This window comes from Streptomyces sp. NPDC004111 (genome assembly GCF_042874215.1).
Taxonomy (GTDB): domain Bacteria; phylum Actinomycetota; class Actinomycetes; order Streptomycetales; family Streptomycetaceae; genus Streptomyces.
On record NZ_JBIAMU010000029.1, the window covers coordinates 71,825 to 90,942 of the forward strand.

Here is a 19,118-nt window from a genome sequence, read left to right on the forward strand (position 1 = left end):
GGCGTTCCGTGGCCGGTTGGGAGGGGCCGGACTGCCGTCGGACTTCGCCTGCGGGTAACCTCCCGCTACATGTCACGCCATGTCGCGATCGTCACCGATTCAACGGCTTACCTGCCGCCCCCGACGATGGAGCGGCACGGCATCACTGCGGTGCCACTGACCGTGGTACTCGGCGACCAGGCCCTGGAAGAGGGCACCGAGATCTCCGCCCGTTCGCTGGCCCAGGCGCTGCAGAAGCGCCGTTCGGTGACCACCTCGCGGCCGAGCCCCGACATGTTCGCGGCGACCTACCGCGCGGCGGCCGAGGCGGGGGCCACCGCGATCGTCTCGCTCCACCTGCCCGCCGAGCTGTCCGGCACGTACGACGCGGCCGTCCTCGCGGCGCGCGAGGCCCCCGTGCCGGTGCGGGTGGTGGACACCGGGATGGTCGCCATGGCCCTCGGTTTCTGCGCCCTGTCCGCGGCCGAGGTGGCCGAGGCGGGCGGCTCGGCCGACGAGGCGGTCGCCGCCGCGGAGAAGCGCGCCGAGGAGACGGCCGCGTACTTCTACGTCGACACCCTGGACTACCTGCGCCGCGGCGGCCGGATCGGTGCCGCGCAGGCGCTGCTGGGCTCGGCCCTCGCGGTGAAGCCCCTCCTCGCGCTCGACGACGGGCGGATCGAGATGCTGGAGAAGGTGCGTACGGCTTCGCGGGCGATCGCCCGGCTGGAGGAACTCGTCGTCGAGCGGGCCGGCGGGCGGCGGGTGGACATCGCCGTGCACCACCTGGCAGCACCCGAGCGGGCCGACACCCTGGCCCAGCGGCTGCGGGAACGAGTGCCGGACCTGGCCGACCTCCATGTCAGCGAGGTGGGCGCGGTGATCGGTGCGCACACCGGGCCCGGACTGCTGGGGGCAGTGGTCTCGCCGCGCTGAGCGGAGTTCCCCGTTCCTGGATCTTCACCCCAACGGGTGGTCGAGTTATCCACAACTCGCGGCTTTTCCACAGGAATTGACCAAGATCAGCGGGACTGCGCCGATGTGCCTACCGTCGGGCACATGGCTCTTCGATCACGCAACGAAACGACAGGACCGGGCCGTGCGCCCGGTCGGACCTTCTTCTCCGCCCCGCGTCCGAACTCGGTTGCGAGGCAACGAACTTCGCCGGGGCTCAGGCGCGGCAGACGCGGGACTGCCGCCGCGGCAGCCGCAGCCGCCGTGTACCGGCGGCGGGCGGACGCGCTCTTCGCGCTGCCCGTGCTGCCGGCGCTGCCCGCGGCGATGTCGCGGGTGTGGGCGGCACCTGCCGCGGCGGCTCGGGCGGTGGGCGCCTCGGCCCCGGCCGCTGTGGCACGCGCAGTGGCTGCCGCGTCCCCGGCGGTGGCATCACCTGCCGGCGCACCGCCTGCCGCTGTACCGCCTGTCGCCTCGTCCCCGGTGCCGACTCCCCGAGCGGTGGCGCCGCCTCCGGCCCCGGCGCCGAGGCCGCCGACTCCGGTGCGTATGCCCGCGGCGGCACCCGCAGTTGCCGTCGCCGCCGCCTCGTACGGCACCGGACGAAGGGGCATCGGCAGCCTGCGTCGCGCTTGGGCGGCGGCACGGGAGCGGGTGCCGGTGTGGGTGCAGACCAGGTGCGGGATGGAACCCCGGACCGTGGGGGCGCTCGCGGCGGTCCTGGCGGTGTCGGCGGGCTTCGCGTTCCACCACTTCTGGTCCGGCCGGCCCGAGCCGGTACGTGTTCCGGAGAGCGTCGAGGCGGGCGGAGCGGTGGCGCCCCGGGCGAACGCACCGCGTATGCAGCCGTCGGCCCCGCCGGTGACGGGAACGCTGCCGACGGCGGTTCCCGGCTTCCGGTCCCCGTTCCCGCCTCCGGGCGGGGCGGTCGTGGTCGTCGACGTGAGCGGCGGGGTGCGGAGGCCCGGAGTGCACCGGCTGCCCGCCGGGTCGCGCGTGGCCGACGCGCTGCGGATGGCGGGCGGTGTCAAGGCGGGCCAGGACATCGGCGGACTCAACCGGGCCAGGGTCCTCACCGACGGGGAGCAGGTCGTGGTGGGCGGACCGGCCCCGCCCGTGGCGGGTGCGGCGGGCGTACCGGGAGCAGGGCCCGCCGGTGCACCCCAGGCCGGGCCGGTCAGCCTCAACACCGCGACCGTGGAACAGCTCGACACCCTGCCGGGCGTCGGCCCGGTACTGGCCCGGCACATCGTCGACTACCGCACACAGCACGGCGGTTTCCGCTCAGTTGAGGAACTGCGCGAGGTCGACGGGATCGGCGATCCGAGTTGTCAATGCTAATCTAGCGAAATGACCCCTAGCCGTGCCGTGCTCCTCTTGCGCATCAGCTACCGCAAGCCGGAAGACGAGAACGAGGATCAGCAGACCGACGCGGAACGCCGTCGTGCCGAGTTCTCTAAGGGCATCGGGCGGCAGGAGGAGGACGGCCGCGCGCTCGCCAAGCGTCTCGGCTGGACCGTCACCAAGGTGATTCCCGAGGACGACACGTCTGCGTACAAGCGCCGGAAGATCCGGTTGCCTGACGGGTCAACCGGCCTGCGCACCGTGCGGCCCGGCTTCCGTGCGGCCCTGGAAATGCTGGCATCGGGGGAGTGCGACGGGCTCATTGCCGACGACCTGGACCGTGTCGCACGCGACCCGCGAGACCTTGAAGACCTGATCGATGTCGTCGAGTCGCGCCGGCCGCGCATCCCCGTCGAGTCCGTGACCGGCTCGCTGCGGCTGGCGAACGACGCCGATATCACCATGGCCCGCATCATGTGCGCCGTCGCCAACAAGTCGAGCCGCGACACCGCCCGCCGCGTCGCCCGCAAGCATGAACAGCTCGCGCAGGAGGGCAAGCCCGGAGGGGGAGGGTTCCGCGGCTACGGATTCACCGATCAGTACGACGTCATCGACGACGAGGCGGAGATCCTTCAAGAGATCGGCGCGCGCATCCTGGGCACCTGGGACGGCTGGACCAGAGAACAGCGGGCGAAGATCAACCCAGAGATCGGCGAGAGCAACAGGTCGATCGCCGAGGATCTACGGCGCCGAGGTGTGCCCACAGTGACCGGGGCGCCGTGGTCTGGCCGAACAGTCGGCAGTGTCATTTCCAAGCCTTCAGTCGCCGGGTTGCGGGCTCACAAGAAGGAAGTCATCGGCGAGGCCACGTGGCCAGCCATCATCGAGCGCTCGCAGTGGGAAGAGATCTGCATCCGCCTCGCGGCCCGCGCGGGAACGACTGACCTCACCCTTCAGCGGTGGTTGAACGGCGCACTCCGATGCCCCTTCTGTAAGCACATGCTGACCGGCAGCCACGGCAACAGTGGCCCGAGATACTGGTGTGCGACTCCTCGCGGCGGATGCGGGAAGGTGGCCATCAAGGCGGAGCCCGCCGAGGAAGAAGTTGGTAACCAAGTGGTTGATCTGCTCTCGCGGCCAAAGGTCCTTCAGCGGCTTCAGCGGGTAGCCACCACCGACGTGTCCGACGAGGCGCGCGCCGAACTGGCTGCCGATGAAGAACAGCTGAAGGAACTGGCCCGCATGTGGGCCCGCCGAGAGATCAGCTTCAGCGAGTACACGGAGGCCCGCGGCATCATCGAGAAGCGAGTGAAGGAATCCCGAGCGCTCGTCGTGTCCGTCGCGCCGCGAATCCTCCGGGGGCTGCTGGCCGGCGACGTGCGGGCGGGGTGGGAGCGCCTGGCCCCTACGGAGAAGCGGGAAGTTCTCCTGACTATCGTCCCTGGATACGAGGTCATGCCTCACGACCGCAGCAGGGGCAACCGGTTCCAGCCCGACAGGCTCGTCCCGATCAAGCCTGAGTAGATGAGGCTCGTCCCGGCGGCAAGTGACCCCGGCGACGAGCCTCCGCAATCCAGCGCCGCACCGTAGCGACCGGCACCCCTGCCTCCTCAGCAAGGACGGGTGCCGGTCGAGCCGTTTGTGCGGCAGCTTCCCGGTGGGCGCGCGCCACCAGCTTGTAAAAGCCGTCAGGGTCGTCCTTGCCTGGCCGCGTCAGCTTAGGGCGACTCCCTTGCTCAATCTTCGTGCTCAGTGACTCGCCCTTCCGGACCATGCCGACCCGGAACGACTCGACGAAGCCGTCCCGCGTCGTGGGGGCCTTCGTCAGGGCCTCCCGCAGCGGCTCCGGCCAGGCGTTCACCTCGCGCTCGATCTGGCCAACCTTCACGGATTGCAGGCCGGTAGCGGACATGCGGTCTTCAGCCGACACGACCAGATCACGCACGACGAACTGCCCGCGCGAGTCGAGCACCAGGCGTGCGAAGGCGAACAGCCCAGGCGTCTCGGTGGAGTAGCAGACCCAGCCGGCCGCGTCGGAGGTCGGAGCCCCGAAAGACATGAAGCGCATGAGCCGACGGTAGAGCCGAGACGATCGTCCGAGCAAGTCCACACCCCTAGCCGATCGACCGTGGATGTTTGACCGATCAATGCTGGGTGGTGCATCATCTGGACCAGGCGCACAACCGTGTGCGCTTGATCGGAGTGATGTCCGTGACCGTCAAGATCAGTTATTCGATTCCGGAAGCGGCTGAGGCGTCTTCGCTCAGTCGGTCGATGCTCTTCGACCTGATCCGCGCCGGTGAACTCGACAGCGTGAAAGTGCGCGGGCGACGTCTCATCCCCGCGGAAGCACTCCACCGACTCGTCAGCCAGACCCGTGATGACTGCCCCAACAGGCGGGCCGCGTGAACAACCCTCTGGCCGACGTGGTCGGCGATCTCTCGGACGAGCAACTGCGGCGCATCGCCGCCTTGCTGAGGCTGCGGCAACTGCCGGATGCGCCTCCGCAGGAAGAGAGGCAAGCTGCATGACTCAGAACGCAAAAGGCCCCGAGGTGCTCGTAACACCTCGGGACCTGGAAGACCTCACGGCGGGCGGGTCTGCACCCACCTTGCCACAGGGAGACCCGCCCCGAGTAGTAGGGCGACTCGACACCTACCGGTCCCGCTCCTCGAAGTGGCACCGACAGGTCAAGGTCGACCGGTGCCCCGGGTGCGGACACCCGCACCTGCACCGGGCCCCCCTTCCGCTCGTCCGATCCGTCCTCAAGAACGCACCGTGCGGCGCCGTGTACGTCGTCGTACTGCGCGTACCGGCGGTGGTCGCATGAACGACTCCATCTCGCCCGACTGCGGCCACTGGATCGGGGCGGAGGGGCGCCCCTGCCGCGCAGGTGAAGGCGTCCGCCAGTACGTCACCGGCTATCGATGCCCCGACCACACCCCCCGTGCCCTGCAGGGCAAGCCGGAATTTCCGGCCGGCCCCGGCTGGCCGATCCACCGACAGGGAGGGGCGTCGTGAACAGCTGGACGCGCGCCCGAAACAGCGCCCTGTACGCCATCGAGCAGGGGTACGCAGTGTTCCCCCTCTCCATCAACAAGACCCCCGCGATCAAGTCGCCCCACGAAAGGGGGCACAACTGCAAGGGGCAGTGCGGTCAGCCGGGACACGGCGTCTACGACGCAACCACCGACCCCGCCTATGCCCGTCATCTCTTCGAGCTGGCCCCCCGCGCGACCGGATACGGCATCGCGTGCGGCGGCCGGACGATCGGGCTTGACATCGACCGCAAGAACGGCGTCGACGGCTGCGCCACCCTCAACCAACTGGCCGCCAAGCTGGGGTTCGACATCCCCCGCACCATGACCGTGTGCACCCCCTCCGGGGGCTTCCACCTCTGGCTGTCCATCCCGGACGGCGTCACCGTGCCGAACTCCGCCGGACGGCTCGGACCCGGGATCGACATCCGCGGAACGGGCGGGTACCTCGTCGGGCCCGGCAGCATCGGGCGGGGCGGTGACTACGGGCTTCACCCGCACCTTGGCGAAGTCGACGTGCAGCCGGTCCCCGAAGAGCTGCTGAAGCTCATGCTGCCCCCTGTCGTCGCCCGTCCGGCCCGCCGGTACGAGCCGACCGGGAGCAAGGCGGAGGCGGCGCTGAACGGCCTTGTACGGGTCGTTTACGGGGCGGCCCAAGGCACGCGTAACGACCGCCTCTACTGGGCTGCGGCAAAGGCGTGGGCTCATGTGGATGACGGGCATATGACGCCCGCTGATGTCGAGCGGACTCTCGTCGACGCGGCCGTCTCAACCGGCCTGGCTGAGGCCGAAGCAATCCGAACGATCGCGTCCGCACGAAGGAGTGCCGCATGACCGAACCTAACTTGCGGCGCCCCCCTCAACCGCCCCGCCTGGCCGTCGTGCCGGTGCCGCGCCAGTCTCACCGCGGGCATCTGCGAATGGCTGAACGCTTTGTCGAGGAGCACACCCTCGATCTGCGGCACGTTCACGGAATCGGCTGGCACCAGTGGGACGGCTCGCGCTGGAAGGCAGATGAGGAGCGCGTCGACATCGAGGCGGCCATCAACACCGCCAAGCGGGCCCTGGCCGACGTGCTCGACATGCCCGCCTCGAAAGAGCGCGACGAGCTGTATGCCGACGTGCGCAAGTCGGAGAGCGCGTCCGGCATCGAGGGCATGTTGAAGTTGGCCTCGGCGATGCGGCCAATCTCCGTCGCGTCTCGGGCGCTCGACGCCGACCCGTACCTGTTCAACACCCCGGGCGGCACCGTCGATCTGCAGGGCGGAACGATCGCCGAGAACAGCCGAGACGACCTGATCACCAAGGTCGCCGGCGGACCCATCGGGGACGAACCCAGCGCAGAGTGGGAGAAGTTCCTCGAACGCATCCTTCCTGACCCGGACGTGCGCGCGTTCGTTCAGCGGCTCTTCGGCTACGCCATGCTCGGAAAGCAGACAGAGCACGTCATGCCGATCTTCACCGGCACCGGGGCGAACGGGAAGGGAACCATCCGGGACGCCGTTATGGCCGCCTTCGGGGACTACGCCATCGAGGTCGACCCGGCCCTGCTCATGGAGTCCAAGCACGAGCGGCACGGGGCGTTCAAGATGCGGTTGCGCGGTGCTCGGCTGGCCTTCTGCTCCGAGACCGAGAAGGGTCGCAAGTTCGCCGAGGCGACGATGAAACGCCTCGTCGGCGGAGACCCCATCGAGGCGAACCTGATGCACAAGAACCCCATCACGTTCGACCCGTCCCACACCCTCATCATGTTGACCAACCACCTGCCCACCGTCAGCGGCGACGACCCTGCGGTTTGGCGCCGCATTCTCGTCGTCCCGTTCGACGTGGTCATCCCGGAAGCCGAGCGTGACGGCGGTCTGCCGGAACGGTTGAAGGCGGCGGCGCCCACGGTCCTTGCATGGGTCTATCAGGGGTGGATCGACTACCAGGGACAGGGGCTCAACCCTCCGGAAGCGGTCCGCGTGAAGACCGATGAGTACCGCGAGGAGAGCGACGGTCTGGGGCGCTTCCTCAAAGACAGAACCATCGCCACCCCGCACGGGCATGTGCGCTCCCGAGAGCTCTTCACCGCCTGGTCTAGCTGGTGCCACGGCAACGGCATCGGCCCCGACGAGATCGGCAACGCGGTCACCTTCGCCACCTCCATGAAGGCCCGCGGCTACGAGAAGAGGGACCGCAACGTGGGCGCCGTCTGGGTGGGGTTGATGCTCGCCGGCGACGAGGAGGACGAAAGCCCCTGACCTGCATGAGTGGTGGGTTGTGGTGGGTCTCCCGGTTTCCCTCCATACGCGCACGCGTAGCGAGTTTCGGAAAACCCGCCACAACCCACCACCCACCACCCGGCAACCGGGTTCAGCCACCCACCCACATCCCCCGATATGTCCGTCTCCCCAACCCGAGCCACCCACCCGCTGCACACACAGGAGAACCCGTCATGACCGCACAGCAGATCCACGACACGTACAAGGCGCAGCTGGCCCGCATCGAGTCCAACCGGACCTACTCCGACCACGCCAAGCGGGTGCTGTCCGCGAAGGCGTACAAGCAGGCCGCCGAACAGCTCGACACCCTCCGGCAGGCCGAGGTCGACGACCTTGTCCGGCAGCGGGCCGCACTCCAGCGACGCATGTTCGGCCAGGCCGGGAATGCCGACGCGCAGACCGTCATCGCCCGCCGGGACGCCAACGACCGGGCCGCCAAGCTCGATGACCCCCGCATCGCCACGGAAGCCCTTCAGCGGGCCGAGATGGAGGGCGACGCGCTCATGTCCCAGGCCATCGCCACCCGGGCCGCACAGGTGGGTTGGAGCGACGTCCTGGCCGCGTACTCCACCGACCGGCCCGGATTCGCGGACGCCGCCGCTCAGTTCAACGAGCTGCCCGACCCGGACGACATCGACTTCAAGCTCCGGCACACCGTCCAGTTCATCGCCCCGGCGCCCAGCTCGCTCGCCAACGCGGGCCCGGCCGAGGTCGACCGGCTGGCGCAGCAGGACTTGGAGGCCGCCTGATGTTCGTAGGCGTCAACGTCCACGACGCGAGCAAGGCCGTCACAGCGGCCGAGCGGCGCAAGCTCCCCGTACCCGAGGAGGTGTACGAGGCCCGTCGGATTCAGCAGGCCGTGTTCGACACCGGGCGTACTCCCGACCCGGAACGGCCCGCCCTGCCCGACACCGCGGCCGACGCCGCCGAGGTCATCCGCCAACACGCTGAGGCGCTGCGCCTGGCCGATGTCACCCGCCGGGCCGCCGGCCTCTTCAGCGACGACGCCGATCTCCGGTACATCCGGGCCGCACGGGACGCCGTACCCGCATGGGTGGCCGGTCTCGACAGGGAGTTCACCACGCTCGTCGGGGTCGTCCGCAAGGCGGCGGCCAAGCTGCCCCACGACGTGAGCGCGGAGCGCATCAACTGGAACAACCCAGTTCACACAGTCGCTTACGGCAAGGCCGAAGGTGCGGTAAGCCAGCTCGAACAGCTGGTGTCCGACCGGGCCGACATCGCCAGGGTCGCAGGCTCCGACGGAGGCAGGGACAACGCCCTCTTCGCCGTTGCCGCACTGCCCGAGCCCAGCATTGAGCGGGTGATGTCGGATGACTGGCGGCAGCTGTACCCGGTCATCACAGCGTGGCGGGACCTGGCCAAGCAGCCCGTCGCCCGGTGGGTGCACCTCGTGCGGCAGGACGAGCTGCGGCTGTCGCTGGCCACACCCGGAGAGGTGCGGCAGCGGGCCGTCCAGGTGGAGCGGTGGCGCGACGCAGGCCATGCCAAGCGGTCAGGGCTCACCGTCAAGGGCGGACAGGACGCAGCCCAGCAGTACCTAGCGGCGACGGCATGACCCACGGGGCCGGCAGAGGTGCGGAGATCCACGGAGGGCGCTCCGTGCCACTGCCGACCACCCTTGATCACCCTGGGGAGGGACACCGTGGGGCGATCTTGACTGATCGCCTAGGTATAGCAGCCGCCCCCGTGTACGGGTCTGGAGGTTTCGGCACCCTCCGTGACCGATGCCCCGCGCGCCCTGGAAACCCGGGCGGGATGGCAGGTGCTATACGCGCAGATCTCTCAAGATCCACCCCACCGGGGTCAGTCCCCACCCCCTTGACCTGCATGAACGGAGACCCGATGGCCCACAACTGGGGTTCGTCGAACCGCAAGAGCCGCTTGCCTGCCAACTGGCAGAAGATCCGCAAGCAGGTCATCGAGCGCGATGTGGTCTGCCAGATCTGTCGTGTGCGCATCGCGGTCATCGCGGACCACATCAAGCCCATGACCGACGATCACCGGCTTGAGGCGCTGCAGGGCCTCTGCGACCCGTGTCACCGGCAGAAGACCGCCCGCGAAGGAGCCGCCGCCCGAGCGGCCATTCGGAAGCCGGGCCGCAGACGCCCGCCCGAACCGCACCCGGGCTTGACCGCCTGAACAGCACCCGCACCAGCACCAGAAGAGGAAACCTCATGCCCGACGAGAAGCCCGAGACCCCCAGCCAGAAGATGAACCGGCTTATCCGCGAGACGCCCGCCCGCGCCACCCGCGCCGCGCTCGCCGACAGCTTCCGGCGCACCTGGAACAAGACCCAGCCGAAGGAGAACACCCATGAGTAACGCGCTTCCCTGCCCGAAGCTGTACGACGGCCACGCCGCCGGGCACTACACGCTGCCTGACGAACTCGTCGCGGTCCGCGCCACCTTCGACAAGGTGCAGGCGCAACCGTTCCCCGAGCCGCCCGAGAACGCGTGGACCGTCATCCAGCGGGTGGCCGTCGAGACCGTCGACGCCGTGCAGAACGGGACCCCGCTGCCCGACCCCGCACAGATCGAGGCCGCCCGTTCCGCCGAGCGCGTCTATCAGGACGTGCTCGACATGATGGACCAGTGCAAGGAACTGGCCACGGCCCGCGCCCGGTCCGCAGTCGGCACCCATGCGATAGGCATCATCACCGACCATCTGCGGCCCGCGCACGATGCGACGGTGAGCGCGTTCACCGATGCCCACCAGATCCTCAACGAGTACGGGGAGCACGCGCCCCGAAGGCTGCTCAGTGCGCCCGCGAAGGTGCGTAAGGCGTCCGACACGTGCGACGCCATGGCCGACCGGTACGCGGTCATCAGGGCCGCGCGTATGGAACTGTGGTCGGCCCGCGGCATCCGGTGCGACACAGACCCCAACGGCAAGTACCTGTTCCTTCGCAACCACCACGGGCTGTTCCCCATCCGGCTCGCCATGGCCAAGCCGCCATGGGCAGACCTCAACATCCGGGATTACCTCGGGTGGATGGTCGACCACGGCGGACAGCTGTGGATGCCGACTCCCGACGAGCAAGCCGAGGCGGTGGCCGACGAGGCCGGGATGGCCCGCCCGAAGCTGCCCGTCACCCGCGCCGCATAGGCGCGCCCACAGATCCGGCGTCAACGTCACCCGCCCGCGGACGCATGTTGTAGGCCCGCCGCGGACGGGAGCGATGGGCGGGAAGCGAGTCCCCTTTCTCCTCGCAGTGATCCGTCCAGCGCCGACCAGCCCGAGCCGCGCCACCCGGCCGGCTCGGGCTGGAGCACCACCCACGCCCGCCCGGGGGTGGGGGCGCACCCCCGCGGGCCTGCGCAGGAGACCGCCGGGGAGGGGAATTCGTAGTACGGCCAATCGATCAGTTCCCGCGTAGCGGATCAAGAGAGGTGAAGCCATGGCCGTACCCGGCCGCAAGCCGAAGCCGTACATCGCGGCCGTGCGCGAGGGGACGTTCCGCCCCGACCGCAACAAGGAGGGAGTCCGCTTCCCGCCCGTCGACCCGGTCGAGCCGAGGTGGGCGGACATCCTGCCCGGCCCCGACCCGGAGGTGCTGCGCGCGAGGAAGACCGCGGCCGAGCTGTGGGGGCGCCTGGTGCCGGTGCTGACGTACTCCGCCGGCCTCGTCGACACCCAGCGCGAGACGGTCACGGACTACTGCGTCACGTGGGCGTGGATCACCATGGGCAACCGTGCCCTGGCCCGTGAAGGTGTGGTCATCGACGGCGACCGCGGGAAGGTCCGCAACCCCTGGTGCACGGTCCTGTCTCAGCAGCGGCAGCACTTCCGTTCGCTCACTGGCGAGTTGGGTCTGACGCCGGCCTCAGCACAGCGGATCGCGGCCCCGCAGCCGGACGACGACGATGACGACATCTTCGACTGAGCGCACGCCAGGGATGAAGGGGCACTATCCACCAGCACGCAGTGCGAATGCCTGCAGAGTCTCTTGTGCGGATCGGGCAGGATTGCCTTCATCGTGTTCCTGCGCCAGGTCTGTGTAGGCAGCGCAGAAGGCACCCAGGAGAAGGCCGAGCTGCGGTCCTTGAGCGTCCAATGTCGCTCGCGCGATCTCAGCGGGAGTCGCATCCGAAGCGACCGTCAGGCTTACGTCATCCAACAACCCCGCGATCAACGAGGCCAACTGCGTCTCAAGACTGTCGCCTTCCAGATCTGCAGTCAGGCAGGTGGTCAGAATTCCGATGACGCGTTGCCGCATTTCCTTCTCGTCCATGCCCCGCATCCTTTCGTCTGACGGGGTCGCGCGCTGGCAATCTCTCAGAACACGGCAGAAGCCCCCGGCCGTCCGCTGGCCGGGGGCTTCCGTGTGCGCTTGCCCTGTGCTGGGGTCTGGGCAAGCGCTCCCCGGGGCCGCCCTGTCGGGCCACCCTTGGAGGCGTCCCCCGGGGAGTTCATGGGTGTGGCGGGGTCAGTGACCCGCTTGGTGGGGCGGTGGGTTTCCACCAACCGCCCCACCAAACAGGGTCACCAACTCCGACCTGCAGAAAGGGCCGTTTGGTGGCCCTGGTGACCCTGGTGGGGCACCCGGCCGGGCGGCCTCATGACGGCCGTGTGCGGCTCGTCGGCGGGGTGGGACACACCCGATGCCAGTAGATCGTTGCCGCTGCGGCCGACCCGGCGTCGACGTCGTACTTGATGAACTTCTCGCCCGGACGGATGGCCTGCTGGCATGTGCTGCAGAAGCGGGTCACCGGGTTGCCTCCACGCACGAGGTGCACGCCCATGCCTCGCAGTCGAGGATGTGGGCGCCCTGCCGGCCGCGCGCGTACCCGATGTGGTGCGCGCCGGTCACGTCGGTGAGAGTCACTCCGCAGCCGACGCACGCCCACGCCCGGTACTGGGTGTAGGTCAGTCCGTGGATGGTCGGGATGCGCATGATGGTGGCGGCGTCGTCCGCCTCGTCCTGCGGGTGCGTGCCGCAGGCCCGGGGGAACCACCGGCCCGCCCCGTCGGGACGCTCCCGCACGCCGAGGTCGACGGCGGTACGGGCGGTGAGGGCGATCCCGCAGACGACGCAGTCCGCGCCGCGGACCTGGCGGGTGGACAGGGCGCCGAAGTCTCTCAGGCATCCCGTGACAAGCGGTGTGACATGCGCTTTGGTGGCCATGAACAGGACGGTAGGGAACGGCGTTTCTCCGAATCAGCCGTGTTTCTCGATGTTTCTCACGGGGTGCCCGGGGTTTCCCGATGTTGCTCAGGCGCTCTCGAGTCCGGCCCGGGTGCGGGCGATGATGTGGTGGGCGGCCCGCCCGTCGACCGCGGCGGCGGCCAGCGCGTTCCACACCTTCCGGTACAGGGCCACGTCTTCGGCGGAGTCCAGCCACATCTCCGCGTGCCACGATTCGGCGATGACGAGGCGGTCGTCGTGTATCCAGAAGTCGTCGCCGGACGCCACCCGCACATCGGCGGCCAACGGGATGATGCCGAGACGGACCGTGGAGAGCCCGTTGACGGACATCAGCCGGTCCAGCTGGTCGGCCAGCACGCCGGGGCTGCACACACGGGCGTGCAGGGCCGCCTCCCCGATGAGCACGTGGTAGCGCTTGTCCTGCGAGTACAGCCCTTCCTGGCGCCGTACCCGGGATGCGACGCCGGCCTCTATGTCGCGGACGACGCCGTGCAGTTCGGCGTACCGGCCGAGGACGGAGCGGGCGTACTCCGACGTCTGGAACACGCCGGGGATCACGGATGCGCTGAAGCCACGGAACACGCGAGTCCTCTCGTGCTGGGCGCCGAGCGCGTCCTGTACGGCCCGGTGCCCTCCGGCCAGTTGACGCCGCCACGAACGGTACGTCGACTCCAGTCCGGCGAGGCGGCCTTTCAGTTCCACGGCCAGTTCCGGCCGGCCGACCCCGTGCGCCCACGCGTCGAGGTCGACGGGCTTGGCGGTCTGCTTGCCGTTCTCCAGCTTGGACACCTTGGAGGGTGCCCACCCGCATTCGGCGGCCAGGCCGCGGACGGTGAGACCGCCCTCGGTGCGCAACTCGCGTAGCCGCACTCCGAGGGCGTTCCTGGCCTGCTGAAAGTCGGTGCTCACATGGGGGAAGCTACCCGCCGGGCGAACTCCTCGTAACGGGTGGCGTGGTGCCAGGCCGCATCCCGTGCCTGGCAGGCCCGCAGGACGGCCCCGGGGTCTTCGGTGAGTTCCATCCGGCGTTCGGCGTCGTCCCAGTTGAAGACGGCCAGCACGCGGGAGTCGAACAGCCAGAAGTCGAAGGCGGGCAGCTGCAGTTGTTCGGCCCGGCCGCGGGTCAGGTAGCGGATGTCTTCGCCGGCGGCCAGGTTGTCGGGGGTGGTGGCCAGCAGGTACCGCTGGTTGTCGGTGGGCGGCTCGTCGACGAGGCGCACCCGCTCGATGCGCTTGCCCTGCCCGGTCTGCGCGCGGGCGTTGGCGAACCATGGCCCATCGGTGTCCGGCGGGGGCTGCACGCCGTCGAGGAACCGGCGGTACTCGTCGGTGTTCTGGTCGGCCGCGTACTCCCGTCGGGTCTCCAGCCGCCATGCGGTGTGGGCGAAGCCGTCGCGGAAGTAGTCGAGGATCTGGCGGGCGGGAACGGCGTCCGGCAACGTCACTCCTTGGGCGCGAAGTTGATGAGCAGGGCCCGGTCCACGACGACCATGGTCTCCCCGGAGAGCGGGTTGACCATCTGCGCGATGTCGTCGGGGTCGGCCAGCTGGCCCTGTACCAGGATCTCGCCGGTGTCGACGTCCTCGTACAGGGTGGGGCACTCGCCGGTCTTGGAGTTCGTGCCGAGCATCCGAAGGTTGCGGGCCATGGTGTTCCCCTCTCGGTGGTGAGCCGCCCCGTGGGCAGCGTGGAGCGAAGCTAGCCGGTGGATCGAGAAACACGCCACCGGTTCCCCGAAGATCACGTCACGGCCGTCACACCGTCACGCCGTCACAGTCCGGGTGTCTGGAAGGAGCTGGGGGTTTGCCCGTCACACCGGGGCATCACACCGCCGTCACGCGTGACGGAACGCCCGCCGGAACGGCTCCGGCGCTGACACCCCCTCCGACCTGCACCGACACCTGTGACGTCCCAATGTGTCTGTTTTGCGGGGTGTCAGTGGATCTCCACGGGGTCGAAATCCCTAGGCCAACGCGCGTGCGCGCGCGAGCTGACACCCGACTGACACCCCCGCTGACACCCACTGACACCACCGAAGTCTCCCCATATGCCTGCCGAGTCTGTCTTGCGCCAATCTGGTGCACTGACACCCCCTTTGCGGACCACTGTTCCGTCCCCACAAGATCAGCTGTTCCGTGCGCCGTTCCTCGCGCGCGCCTAAGGGAAGACGCGGGGGGCTGTTCCGTCCGGCCTCACAGCCCATTCCGCTGTTCCACCAGGTCGGAGCGCTGTGCGGTGCTGTTCCGTCGCTGCTCCCGACGGAACCCGGGCTGTTCCATAGCTGTTCCGTCGCTGTGACGTGCTGTTCCAGCAGGTCAGACCGCCCTAAGCGGCCCCGCGGACCATCTTCGCGGCGCCGCGAAGATCACGGCCTTTCGTTTCGGATTTCGTTTCCGGCCGCAGGACCCGTCATCAGTGGTGACGGGTCCCATCGGGACCTGACAGAGGTCCCGGAAGGACCCGAGTCCGGCGGGGCGGGGCGCAGCCCCCACGCGCGCACGTCGCGCGCGCGTGAAGGAGTTGTTCACCACCTCGTATCCAGCGGTGATGATGACGATCCGGTGAGGCTCTTTGCCCCGGTCTGTCGGGTGGTCGCCCACCCGGTCGGCGTCCTGAATGCCCCGGTCTGTGGGGTGGTCGGGGCGGGGTGCAGGGTGGTCGGCCGACCGGGTAGGCATGATCAACGACCACCCGGCAGACCGGGCGATAACGGGCGCCGACCGGGGGGTGACCACCCTGCCGACCACCCGCCGCGGCCGAACCGCAAGGCGCCCCGCACCGTGCCCGGTGGAGTCGGGCGCGGGTCGGGGCGATGGGGCCGCGCAACGACGAACCCTCACAGTGAAGGTCTGTCGGGGTGCGGGCCCTGCCCGGTAGGAGGCGGGCAGGGACGCCGGTCAGGCGGCGGGTACGGAGGTGGCCGCCCGGCGGACTCTGCGGCCGTAGCTGTCGGAGGTTCCGAGCCTGGTTCCGATCTCAGTTCCGGTCAGTTCCGGCTCGACCGCCAACCACGTCTTCACGGTCACCACATGCTCGGCGGAGACGCCTGGCGGCAGCTCCAGAACGTCGCCCGAACCCTGCCCTGGTTCCGCCTCTGGTTCCGGCAGTTCCGCCTCTGGTTCCGGCACGGCGTCCTCCGGTTCCGGCTCGTCGTCAGGGACGGGTTCTCGCTGGTCGGCCCTGGTTCCGGCGAACGAAGCGACCAGTTCCGGCAGCGGGAAGAACACCGGCGGAGCGGGCGGTTCCCCCTCGTCGATGACCGGCGCCGGCGGGACGTCGACCGGCAGCGGAACCGGCGCAGGTTCCGGCAGTTCCGCTGCCGGTTCCGCCCGCTCGACGACGACCGGACCCGAGTTCCGCTCACCCTCGTCGGTAGGGGTACGCACTCCGTTCGCCCCCTCCGCGGCGGAACTCTCCACACCGTGGACACCCTTGCGGAGTACGTGCACCCGCCACATCACGAGGGGGGCGATGCACGACACGACGACGATCAGCGGCCAGGACACCGGCAGGACCCCGGCGGAGACAAGGTGGCTCAGCGCGTTCACCGCGGCCATGGAGACGACGACCGCGGCCATGTCCCGGCCGGCCCGCAGCGCCCGCAGCGCATAGATGTCGAGCGCCGCGGGGACCGCCCCCGCCACGTACACCCCGAACCCGCACGCGCGGGCCAGGTGGTACTCGGCAGAGGCGGTCACCACGAACGTAGCGCCAAGGGAAAGCCACCCGAGGACGTCACGCTTCACGCGCACCCCCGGAGTGGACCCGCCGCACCAACACCGGCTTCACCGGGTGGCGGAATCCGTTGCGGACCTCCCAGACGGGCTCACCGTCGTACAGGTGCTCCGCGATCCACTGGGCTCGCTCGGCGTTCAGATCCTCCGGCGTCCGCCCGTTCGCGCACGGCACCTTGTACGACTTCCACTTGGCCTCGCCGCACAGCCCGCACGAGTACGGGTCGTCGAGGTCGGAAGCGCCCCCGTCGAACATCCAGAAGTGCCCATTGCCGAACCGCTTGGCGGGCAGCGGACGCGAGTCGGCGAGGCGGACCTCACCGTCGACGACGACCCACACCTTGTGGCACTCGTCGCCCTCCGGGGCAACGATCTCGACAGTCTGAACGGTCATGACTTCACCCACCAGTTCTCGACGAGGTTCGCCGTCTCTTCGGACACGGCACGGTCGACGGCCTTGTGCAGCCTCCGGCCGGCGCGCGCCGTCTCGCGGGTGATGGCCCGCTCGACCGCGCGGGGGCCGTCCTCGTGGGCCATGGAGCCGCCGAAGACGCCCGAGTCGAGGACATAGGCGCGGACCGCGGCGACGGCCAGACGCTCGAAGTCCGGCGCGGCAGGGTCACGGCCGTGCCGCTTGGCTTCGAGGTAGCCGCAGACCCGGCGGGCCGCTGTCTCCAAGTCGCCCGGCTCCGGGGTGCCGAGCGGTTCCGGCTCCTCGATGACGAGCGGGTACAGCTGGATCGGGTCTCCGAAGAACTGCGGCTCGTGCACCAGCGGCATCCGGTCCCGGTACAGGTCGAGGACCGCGGCGTGCTCGGCGGGGATCTCCGTCAGCTTCCCGTCTTCCTGCGGGTAGAACATCGGCGGCGTCTTCATGACCGGCCCTCCTTGATGCTGGCCAGCTGGTCGCGCATCTGCTCCACACGGGCCAGGAACGCCTTGGACTGACGGATGAACTCGTCTACCTGCTCCGCAGCCAGCTCGACCGACGGGCCGCACACACCGGCCTGCGTGTCGATGACGAGCAGGCCCGGCTCGCCGTCCTGCGCAACCTCCGGGACGACGACGTGGGCGACGAGCTGCCACGGCCCGGAACGGCCCGAGCGCGACCCGTCCGGCGTCAGGCGCGCCGCCGCGGACCGGTGGAACACGTCCTCGGGGAAGTAGTAGCCGTGGTCTTCGACGCACCACGCCGGGCACGTCACGGTGTTGAGAATCATTCGCCTACCTCCGGCAGGGAAGCGCGCACGGCACGGTGCGCGAGAAGGTTCACGCCGTGCCGGTCACCCGCACGGTTCGCAGAGATCAGCTCCGCGAGGATGACCGGCATCTGCAGGTGCAGCCGGGGGGACCGGGACGCCGCCGCAACAGCGGCGTCCTCGGTCGGCCGGCGCACCAGGGAAGGGCTCACCGGGCATCCCGGTTCAGCTCGTCGACCCGCACGGACAGCTGCGGCATGTCGTTGACCGCGAACCGCACCAGGGCCTGCGACAGCGCCCACAGGGCGGGGCCGTCGAACTCGTGCCATTCGCCGTCCAGCTGCACGGCCGCCATGACGCGCGTCTCCGTCGTCGAGAACGGGCGCTGTACGAGCGACATCGACAGGGCGGTCACCTCGCCGTGGCAGGCGGTCGGAACCGTCGCCCGCAGCTGTTCGCCCTGGTGCTCGATGTCGACCCGGTACGCCTCCGCCTCATGGGCGCCGGTGCACCAGTACGGCTCCGGGATCGTCACCGGGCCGCAGTCCGCGGTCTGCACGGTGACGGTCGTCGGGGCGCTCACCGGGCGTCCCGCTCACGGACCCGGCGCAGCGCCTCCTCGATGTCCGGGTCAGCGTTGCCGAGCGGGCGGGACGTGGTCTCGAACGAGCCGGACAGCGGGGGCAGCACGCCGCCGACCGCGTCGGAGAGAAGCGAGCGGGCGAAACAGTCGGTCTCGAACTCCGTGAGCCCCGGGGCCAGCATCAGGATGATGCCGCCCTCCCGGCGGACCATGACCGCCCCGAAGAACTTGGGGTCGGCGATGGGCGACTCGACGAGCTCGACGTTCAGCCGCTCGTACAGCTCCGGAAGCGGGGCGTCCCACAGCTCATCGACGGACGGCTTGACGGGGTTGGGTACGGTAATGCTCATGGTTCGACTCCCTGTCTGAGAGGGGTTCGGGCCTAGGCCCTGTCCGGTGTTCCACCACCGGGCGGGGCCGTCCTCATGTCTGAGGTGGGGCCTTTGCGCTTTGCTAGATACCTATAGAACTCTCGGCGACCGCCGGTTCACGGATCTCCAGCAGCTAGTACGCCCGTGAACGGGGCGGGGGAAGGGGCAGAGGGACTGTCCGGGGCGGGGACAGAGCCCGGTGGAGTGGATGCGGCGGGGGACGGTCGGGAAGCGACTGGGGTCGACCGGGCTGCTGACGAGGCAGGGGCAGAGGCAGGGGCTGGAGACGGGGCCGGGGCGGTGCCGCTACTCCGGACAGTGCCGCTCGCCGGGGAGGCAGGGGGCCCGCCCCCGGCGAGAACACCGTCGGCGGGAAGGAGCGCAGCATCCGCATCCGTGGGAAGAGGGGCGTCCCCTGCGGAGGAACTCTCCGCGAGCGGGGGCGCATCCTCCGCCGGGAGAGGCACACCTCCGGCCCGAACGCC

25 protein-coding genes are annotated in these 19,118 nt (G+C 69.6%); 13 read left to right on the forward strand and 12 right to left on the reverse strand.

What is annotated here, in order from left to right:
* Positions 1 to 69: 69 nt before the first annotated feature.
* From ACFYVL_RS39885 to ACFYVL_RS39895, 3 genes are all read left to right on the forward strand, one after another.
* Positions 70 to 915 carry a DegV family protein gene (locus tag ACFYVL_RS39885; protein WP_389254104.1) on the forward strand — a complete coding sequence of 282 codons (846 nt, stop codon included), beginning with the start codon at positions 70 to 72 and terminating at the stop codon, positions 913 to 915.
* A gap of 702 nt (positions 916 to 1,617) precedes the next feature.
* Positions 1,618 to 2,274 (forward strand): ComEA family DNA-binding protein, encoded by a 657-nt coding sequence (locus ACFYVL_RS39890; protein WP_389254106.1) that lies wholly within the window; start codon positions 1,618 to 1,620, stop codon positions 2,272 to 2,274.
* A 36-nt stretch (positions 2,275 to 2,310) separates the two neighbouring features.
* Entirely contained in the window at positions 2,311 to 3,801 is a 1,491-nt protein-coding gene (locus tag ACFYVL_RS39895) for a recombinase family protein (protein WP_389254108.1), read from the forward strand.
* Here ACFYVL_RS39895 and ACFYVL_RS39900 read toward each other — a convergent pair.
* Positions 3,788 to 4,345, reverse strand: a complete 558-nt coding sequence (locus ACFYVL_RS39900) for a hypothetical protein (RefSeq protein WP_389254110.1) — start codon at positions 4,343 to 4,345, stop codon at positions 3,788 to 3,790. The two genes, ACFYVL_RS39895 and ACFYVL_RS39900, sit on opposite strands and share 14 nt — an antisense overlap.
* 68 nt (positions 4,346 to 4,413) lie before the next feature.
* Between ACFYVL_RS39900 and ACFYVL_RS39905 the strand changes: the two genes are divergently transcribed.
* The 10 genes from ACFYVL_RS39905 to ACFYVL_RS39950 all read left to right on the forward strand — a co-directional run bounded on the left by ACFYVL_RS39905 (position 4,414) and on the right by ACFYVL_RS39950 (position 11,483).
* Positions 4,414 to 4,686, forward strand: coding sequence for an excisionase family DNA-binding protein (locus ACFYVL_RS39905; protein WP_389254112.1), 273 nt, complete (start codon positions 4,414 to 4,416; stop codon positions 4,684 to 4,686).
* The gene (locus ACFYVL_RS39910; protein ID WP_389254114.1) at positions 4,683 to 4,808 is read left to right on the forward strand and encodes a hypothetical protein; all 126 of its coding nucleotides are present in this window, start codon (positions 4,683 to 4,685) and stop codon (positions 4,806 to 4,808) included. Before ACFYVL_RS39905 ends, ACFYVL_RS39910 begins: the two co-directional genes overlap by 4 nt.
* Positions 4,809 to 5,294: 486 nt before the next feature.
* The gene (locus ACFYVL_RS39915) at positions 5,295 to 6,149 is read left to right on the forward strand and encodes a bifunctional DNA primase/polymerase (protein ID WP_389254116.1); all 855 of its coding nucleotides are present in this window, start codon (positions 5,295 to 5,297) and stop codon (positions 6,147 to 6,149) included.
* Positions 6,146 to 7,558 carry a phage/plasmid primase, P4 family gene (locus ACFYVL_RS39920; protein WP_389254118.1) on the forward strand — a complete coding sequence of 471 codons (1,413 nt, stop codon included), beginning with the start codon at positions 6,146 to 6,148 and terminating at the stop codon, positions 7,556 to 7,558. Before ACFYVL_RS39915 ends, ACFYVL_RS39920 begins: the two co-directional genes overlap by 4 nt.
* Before the next feature lie 194 nt (positions 7,559 to 7,752).
* The gene (locus ACFYVL_RS39925) at positions 7,753 to 8,328 is read left to right on the forward strand and encodes a hypothetical protein (RefSeq protein ID WP_389254120.1); all 576 of its coding nucleotides are present in this window, start codon (positions 7,753 to 7,755) and stop codon (positions 8,326 to 8,328) included.
* On the forward strand, positions 8,328 to 9,155 hold the full coding sequence (locus tag ACFYVL_RS39930; RefSeq protein ID WP_389254122.1) for a hypothetical protein: 828 nt from the start codon (positions 8,328 to 8,330) through the stop codon (positions 9,153 to 9,155). Before ACFYVL_RS39925 ends, ACFYVL_RS39930 begins: the two co-directional genes overlap by 1 nt.
* A gap of 287 nt (positions 9,156 to 9,442) precedes the next feature.
* Entirely contained in the window at positions 9,443 to 9,739 is a 297-nt protein-coding gene (locus ACFYVL_RS39935; protein WP_389254124.1) for an HNH endonuclease signature motif containing protein, read from the forward strand.
* 35 nt (positions 9,740 to 9,774) lie between these two features.
* Positions 9,775 to 9,921: a hypothetical protein gene (locus tag ACFYVL_RS39940; RefSeq protein ID WP_389254125.1), complete on the forward strand. Its 147-nt coding sequence runs from the start codon at positions 9,775 to 9,777 to the stop codon at positions 9,919 to 9,921.
* Positions 9,914 to 10,705, forward strand: coding sequence for a hypothetical protein (locus tag ACFYVL_RS39945; protein ID WP_389254126.1), 792 nt, complete (start codon positions 9,914 to 9,916; stop codon positions 10,703 to 10,705). Before ACFYVL_RS39940 ends, ACFYVL_RS39945 begins: the two co-directional genes overlap by 8 nt.
* A 292-nt stretch (positions 10,706 to 10,997) precedes the next feature.
* Entirely contained in the window at positions 10,998 to 11,483 is a 486-nt protein-coding gene (locus tag ACFYVL_RS39950) for a phage terminase small subunit P27 family (protein ID WP_389254127.1), read from the forward strand.
* A gap of 24 nt (positions 11,484 to 11,507) precedes the next feature.
* Here ACFYVL_RS39950 and ACFYVL_RS39955 read toward each other — a convergent pair whose 3' ends face one another.
* From ACFYVL_RS39955 to ACFYVL_RS40005, 11 genes are all read right to left on the reverse strand, one after another.
* Positions 11,508 to 11,831, reverse strand: a complete 324-nt coding sequence (locus tag ACFYVL_RS39955; protein ID WP_389254129.1) for a hypothetical protein — start codon at positions 11,829 to 11,831, stop codon at positions 11,508 to 11,510.
* Positions 11,832 to 12,305: 474 nt separating this feature from the next.
* Entirely contained in the window at positions 12,306 to 12,725 is a 420-nt protein-coding gene (locus ACFYVL_RS39960) for a hypothetical protein (protein ID WP_389254131.1), read from the reverse strand.
* Between the two features lie 87 nt (positions 12,726 to 12,812).
* Complete coding sequence (locus ACFYVL_RS39965; protein WP_389254134.1) at positions 12,813 to 13,655, reverse strand: helix-turn-helix domain-containing protein; 843 nt, start codon at positions 13,653 to 13,655, stop codon at positions 12,813 to 12,815.
* Positions 13,652 to 14,185, reverse strand: coding sequence for a DUF6879 family protein (locus tag ACFYVL_RS39970; RefSeq protein ID WP_389254136.1), 534 nt, complete (start codon positions 14,183 to 14,185; stop codon positions 13,652 to 13,654). Before ACFYVL_RS39970 ends, ACFYVL_RS39965 begins: the two co-directional genes overlap by 4 nt.
* A gap of 2 nt (positions 14,186 to 14,187) precedes the next feature.
* Positions 14,188 to 14,394, reverse strand: coding sequence for a hypothetical protein (locus tag ACFYVL_RS39975; protein WP_389254138.1), 207 nt, complete (start codon positions 14,392 to 14,394; stop codon positions 14,188 to 14,190).
* Positions 14,395 to 15,643: 1,249 nt separating this feature from the next.
* Positions 15,644 to 16,447, reverse strand: coding sequence for a hypothetical protein (locus ACFYVL_RS39980; protein WP_389254141.1), 804 nt, complete (start codon positions 16,445 to 16,447; stop codon positions 15,644 to 15,646).
* Between the two features lie 34 nt (positions 16,448 to 16,481).
* Positions 16,482 to 16,874 carry a hypothetical protein gene (locus tag ACFYVL_RS39985; protein WP_389254143.1) on the reverse strand — a complete coding sequence of 131 codons (393 nt, stop codon included), beginning with the start codon at positions 16,872 to 16,874 and terminating at the stop codon, positions 16,482 to 16,484.
* Positions 16,871 to 17,356, reverse strand: coding sequence for a hypothetical protein (locus ACFYVL_RS39990; RefSeq protein ID WP_389254145.1), 486 nt, complete (start codon positions 17,354 to 17,356; stop codon positions 16,871 to 16,873). Before ACFYVL_RS39990 ends, ACFYVL_RS39985 begins: the two co-directional genes overlap by 4 nt.
* Positions 17,353 to 17,700 (reverse strand): DUF6907 domain-containing protein, encoded by a 348-nt coding sequence (locus ACFYVL_RS39995; RefSeq protein WP_389254147.1) that lies wholly within the window; start codon positions 17,698 to 17,700, stop codon positions 17,353 to 17,355. Before ACFYVL_RS39995 ends, ACFYVL_RS39990 begins: the two co-directional genes overlap by 4 nt.
* A gap of 187 nt (positions 17,701 to 17,887) precedes the next feature.
* Complete coding sequence (locus ACFYVL_RS40000; protein WP_389254149.1) at positions 17,888 to 18,262, reverse strand: DUF6907 domain-containing protein; 375 nt, start codon at positions 18,260 to 18,262, stop codon at positions 17,888 to 17,890.
* Positions 18,259 to 18,612 (reverse strand): hypothetical protein, encoded by a 354-nt coding sequence (locus tag ACFYVL_RS40005; RefSeq protein WP_389254151.1) that lies wholly within the window; start codon positions 18,610 to 18,612, stop codon positions 18,259 to 18,261. Before ACFYVL_RS40005 ends, ACFYVL_RS40000 begins: the two co-directional genes overlap by 4 nt.
* Positions 18,613 to 19,118 lie beyond the last annotated feature (506 nt).

What these genes read in the sequence shown, in the direction of transcription:
- ACFYVL_RS39945 (WP_389254126.1), top strand. Translation starts at nt 9,914, where the DNA reads ATGAGTAACGCGCTTCCCTGCCCGAAGCTGTACGACGGCCACGCCGCC.
- ACFYVL_RS39940 (WP_389254125.1), top strand. Translation starts at nt 9,775, where the DNA reads ATGCCCGACGAGAAGCCCGAGACCCCCAGCCAGAAGATGAACCGGCTT.
- ACFYVL_RS39930 (WP_389254122.1), top strand. Translation starts at nt 8,328, where the DNA reads ATGTTCGTAGGCGTCAACGTCCACGACGCGAGCAAGGCCGTCACAGCG.
- ACFYVL_RS39985 (WP_389254143.1), bottom strand. Translation starts at nt 16,874, where the DNA reads ATGACCGTTCAGACTGTCGAGATCGTTGCCCCGGAGGGCGACGAGTGC.
- ACFYVL_RS39955 (WP_389254129.1), bottom strand. Translation starts at nt 11,831, where the DNA reads ATGGACGAGAAGGAAATGCGGCAACGCGTCATCGGAATTCTGACCACC.
- ACFYVL_RS39890 (WP_389254106.1), top strand. Translation starts at nt 1,618, where the DNA reads ATGGAACCCCGGACCGTGGGGGCGCTCGCGGCGGTCCTGGCGGTGTCG.
- ACFYVL_RS39925 (WP_389254120.1), top strand. Translation starts at nt 7,753, where the DNA reads ATGACCGCACAGCAGATCCACGACACGTACAAGGCGCAGCTGGCCCGC.
- ACFYVL_RS39950 (WP_389254127.1), top strand. Translation starts at nt 10,998, where the DNA reads ATGGCCGTACCCGGCCGCAAGCCGAAGCCGTACATCGCGGCCGTGCGC.
- ACFYVL_RS39995 (WP_389254147.1), bottom strand. Translation starts at nt 17,700, where the DNA reads ATGATTCTCAACACCGTGACGTGCCCGGCGTGGTGCGTCGAAGACCAC.
- ACFYVL_RS39990 (WP_389254145.1), bottom strand. Translation starts at nt 17,356, where the DNA reads ATGAAGACGCCGCCGATGTTCTACCCGCAGGAAGACGGGAAGCTGACG.
- ACFYVL_RS39885 (WP_389254104.1), top strand. Translation starts at nt 70, where the DNA reads ATGTCACGCCATGTCGCGATCGTCACCGATTCAACGGCTTACCTGCCG.
- ACFYVL_RS39960 (WP_389254131.1), bottom strand. Translation starts at nt 12,725, where the DNA reads ATGGCCACCAAAGCGCATGTCACACCGCTTGTCACGGGATGCCTGAGA.
- ACFYVL_RS39935 (WP_389254124.1), top strand. Translation starts at nt 9,443, where the DNA reads ATGGCCCACAACTGGGGTTCGTCGAACCGCAAGAGCCGCTTGCCTGCC.
- ACFYVL_RS39975 (WP_389254138.1), bottom strand. Translation starts at nt 14,394, where the DNA reads ATGGCCCGCAACCTTCGGATGCTCGGCACGAACTCCAAGACCGGCGAG.
- ACFYVL_RS39920 (WP_389254118.1), top strand. Translation starts at nt 6,146, where the DNA reads ATGACCGAACCTAACTTGCGGCGCCCCCCTCAACCGCCCCGCCTGGCC.
- ACFYVL_RS39900 (WP_389254110.1), bottom strand. Translation starts at nt 4,345, where the DNA reads ATGCGCTTCATGTCTTTCGGGGCTCCGACCTCCGACGCGGCCGGCTGG.
- ACFYVL_RS40005 (WP_389254151.1), bottom strand. Translation starts at nt 18,612, where the DNA reads ATGAGCATTACCGTACCCAACCCCGTCAAGCCGTCCGTCGATGAGCTG.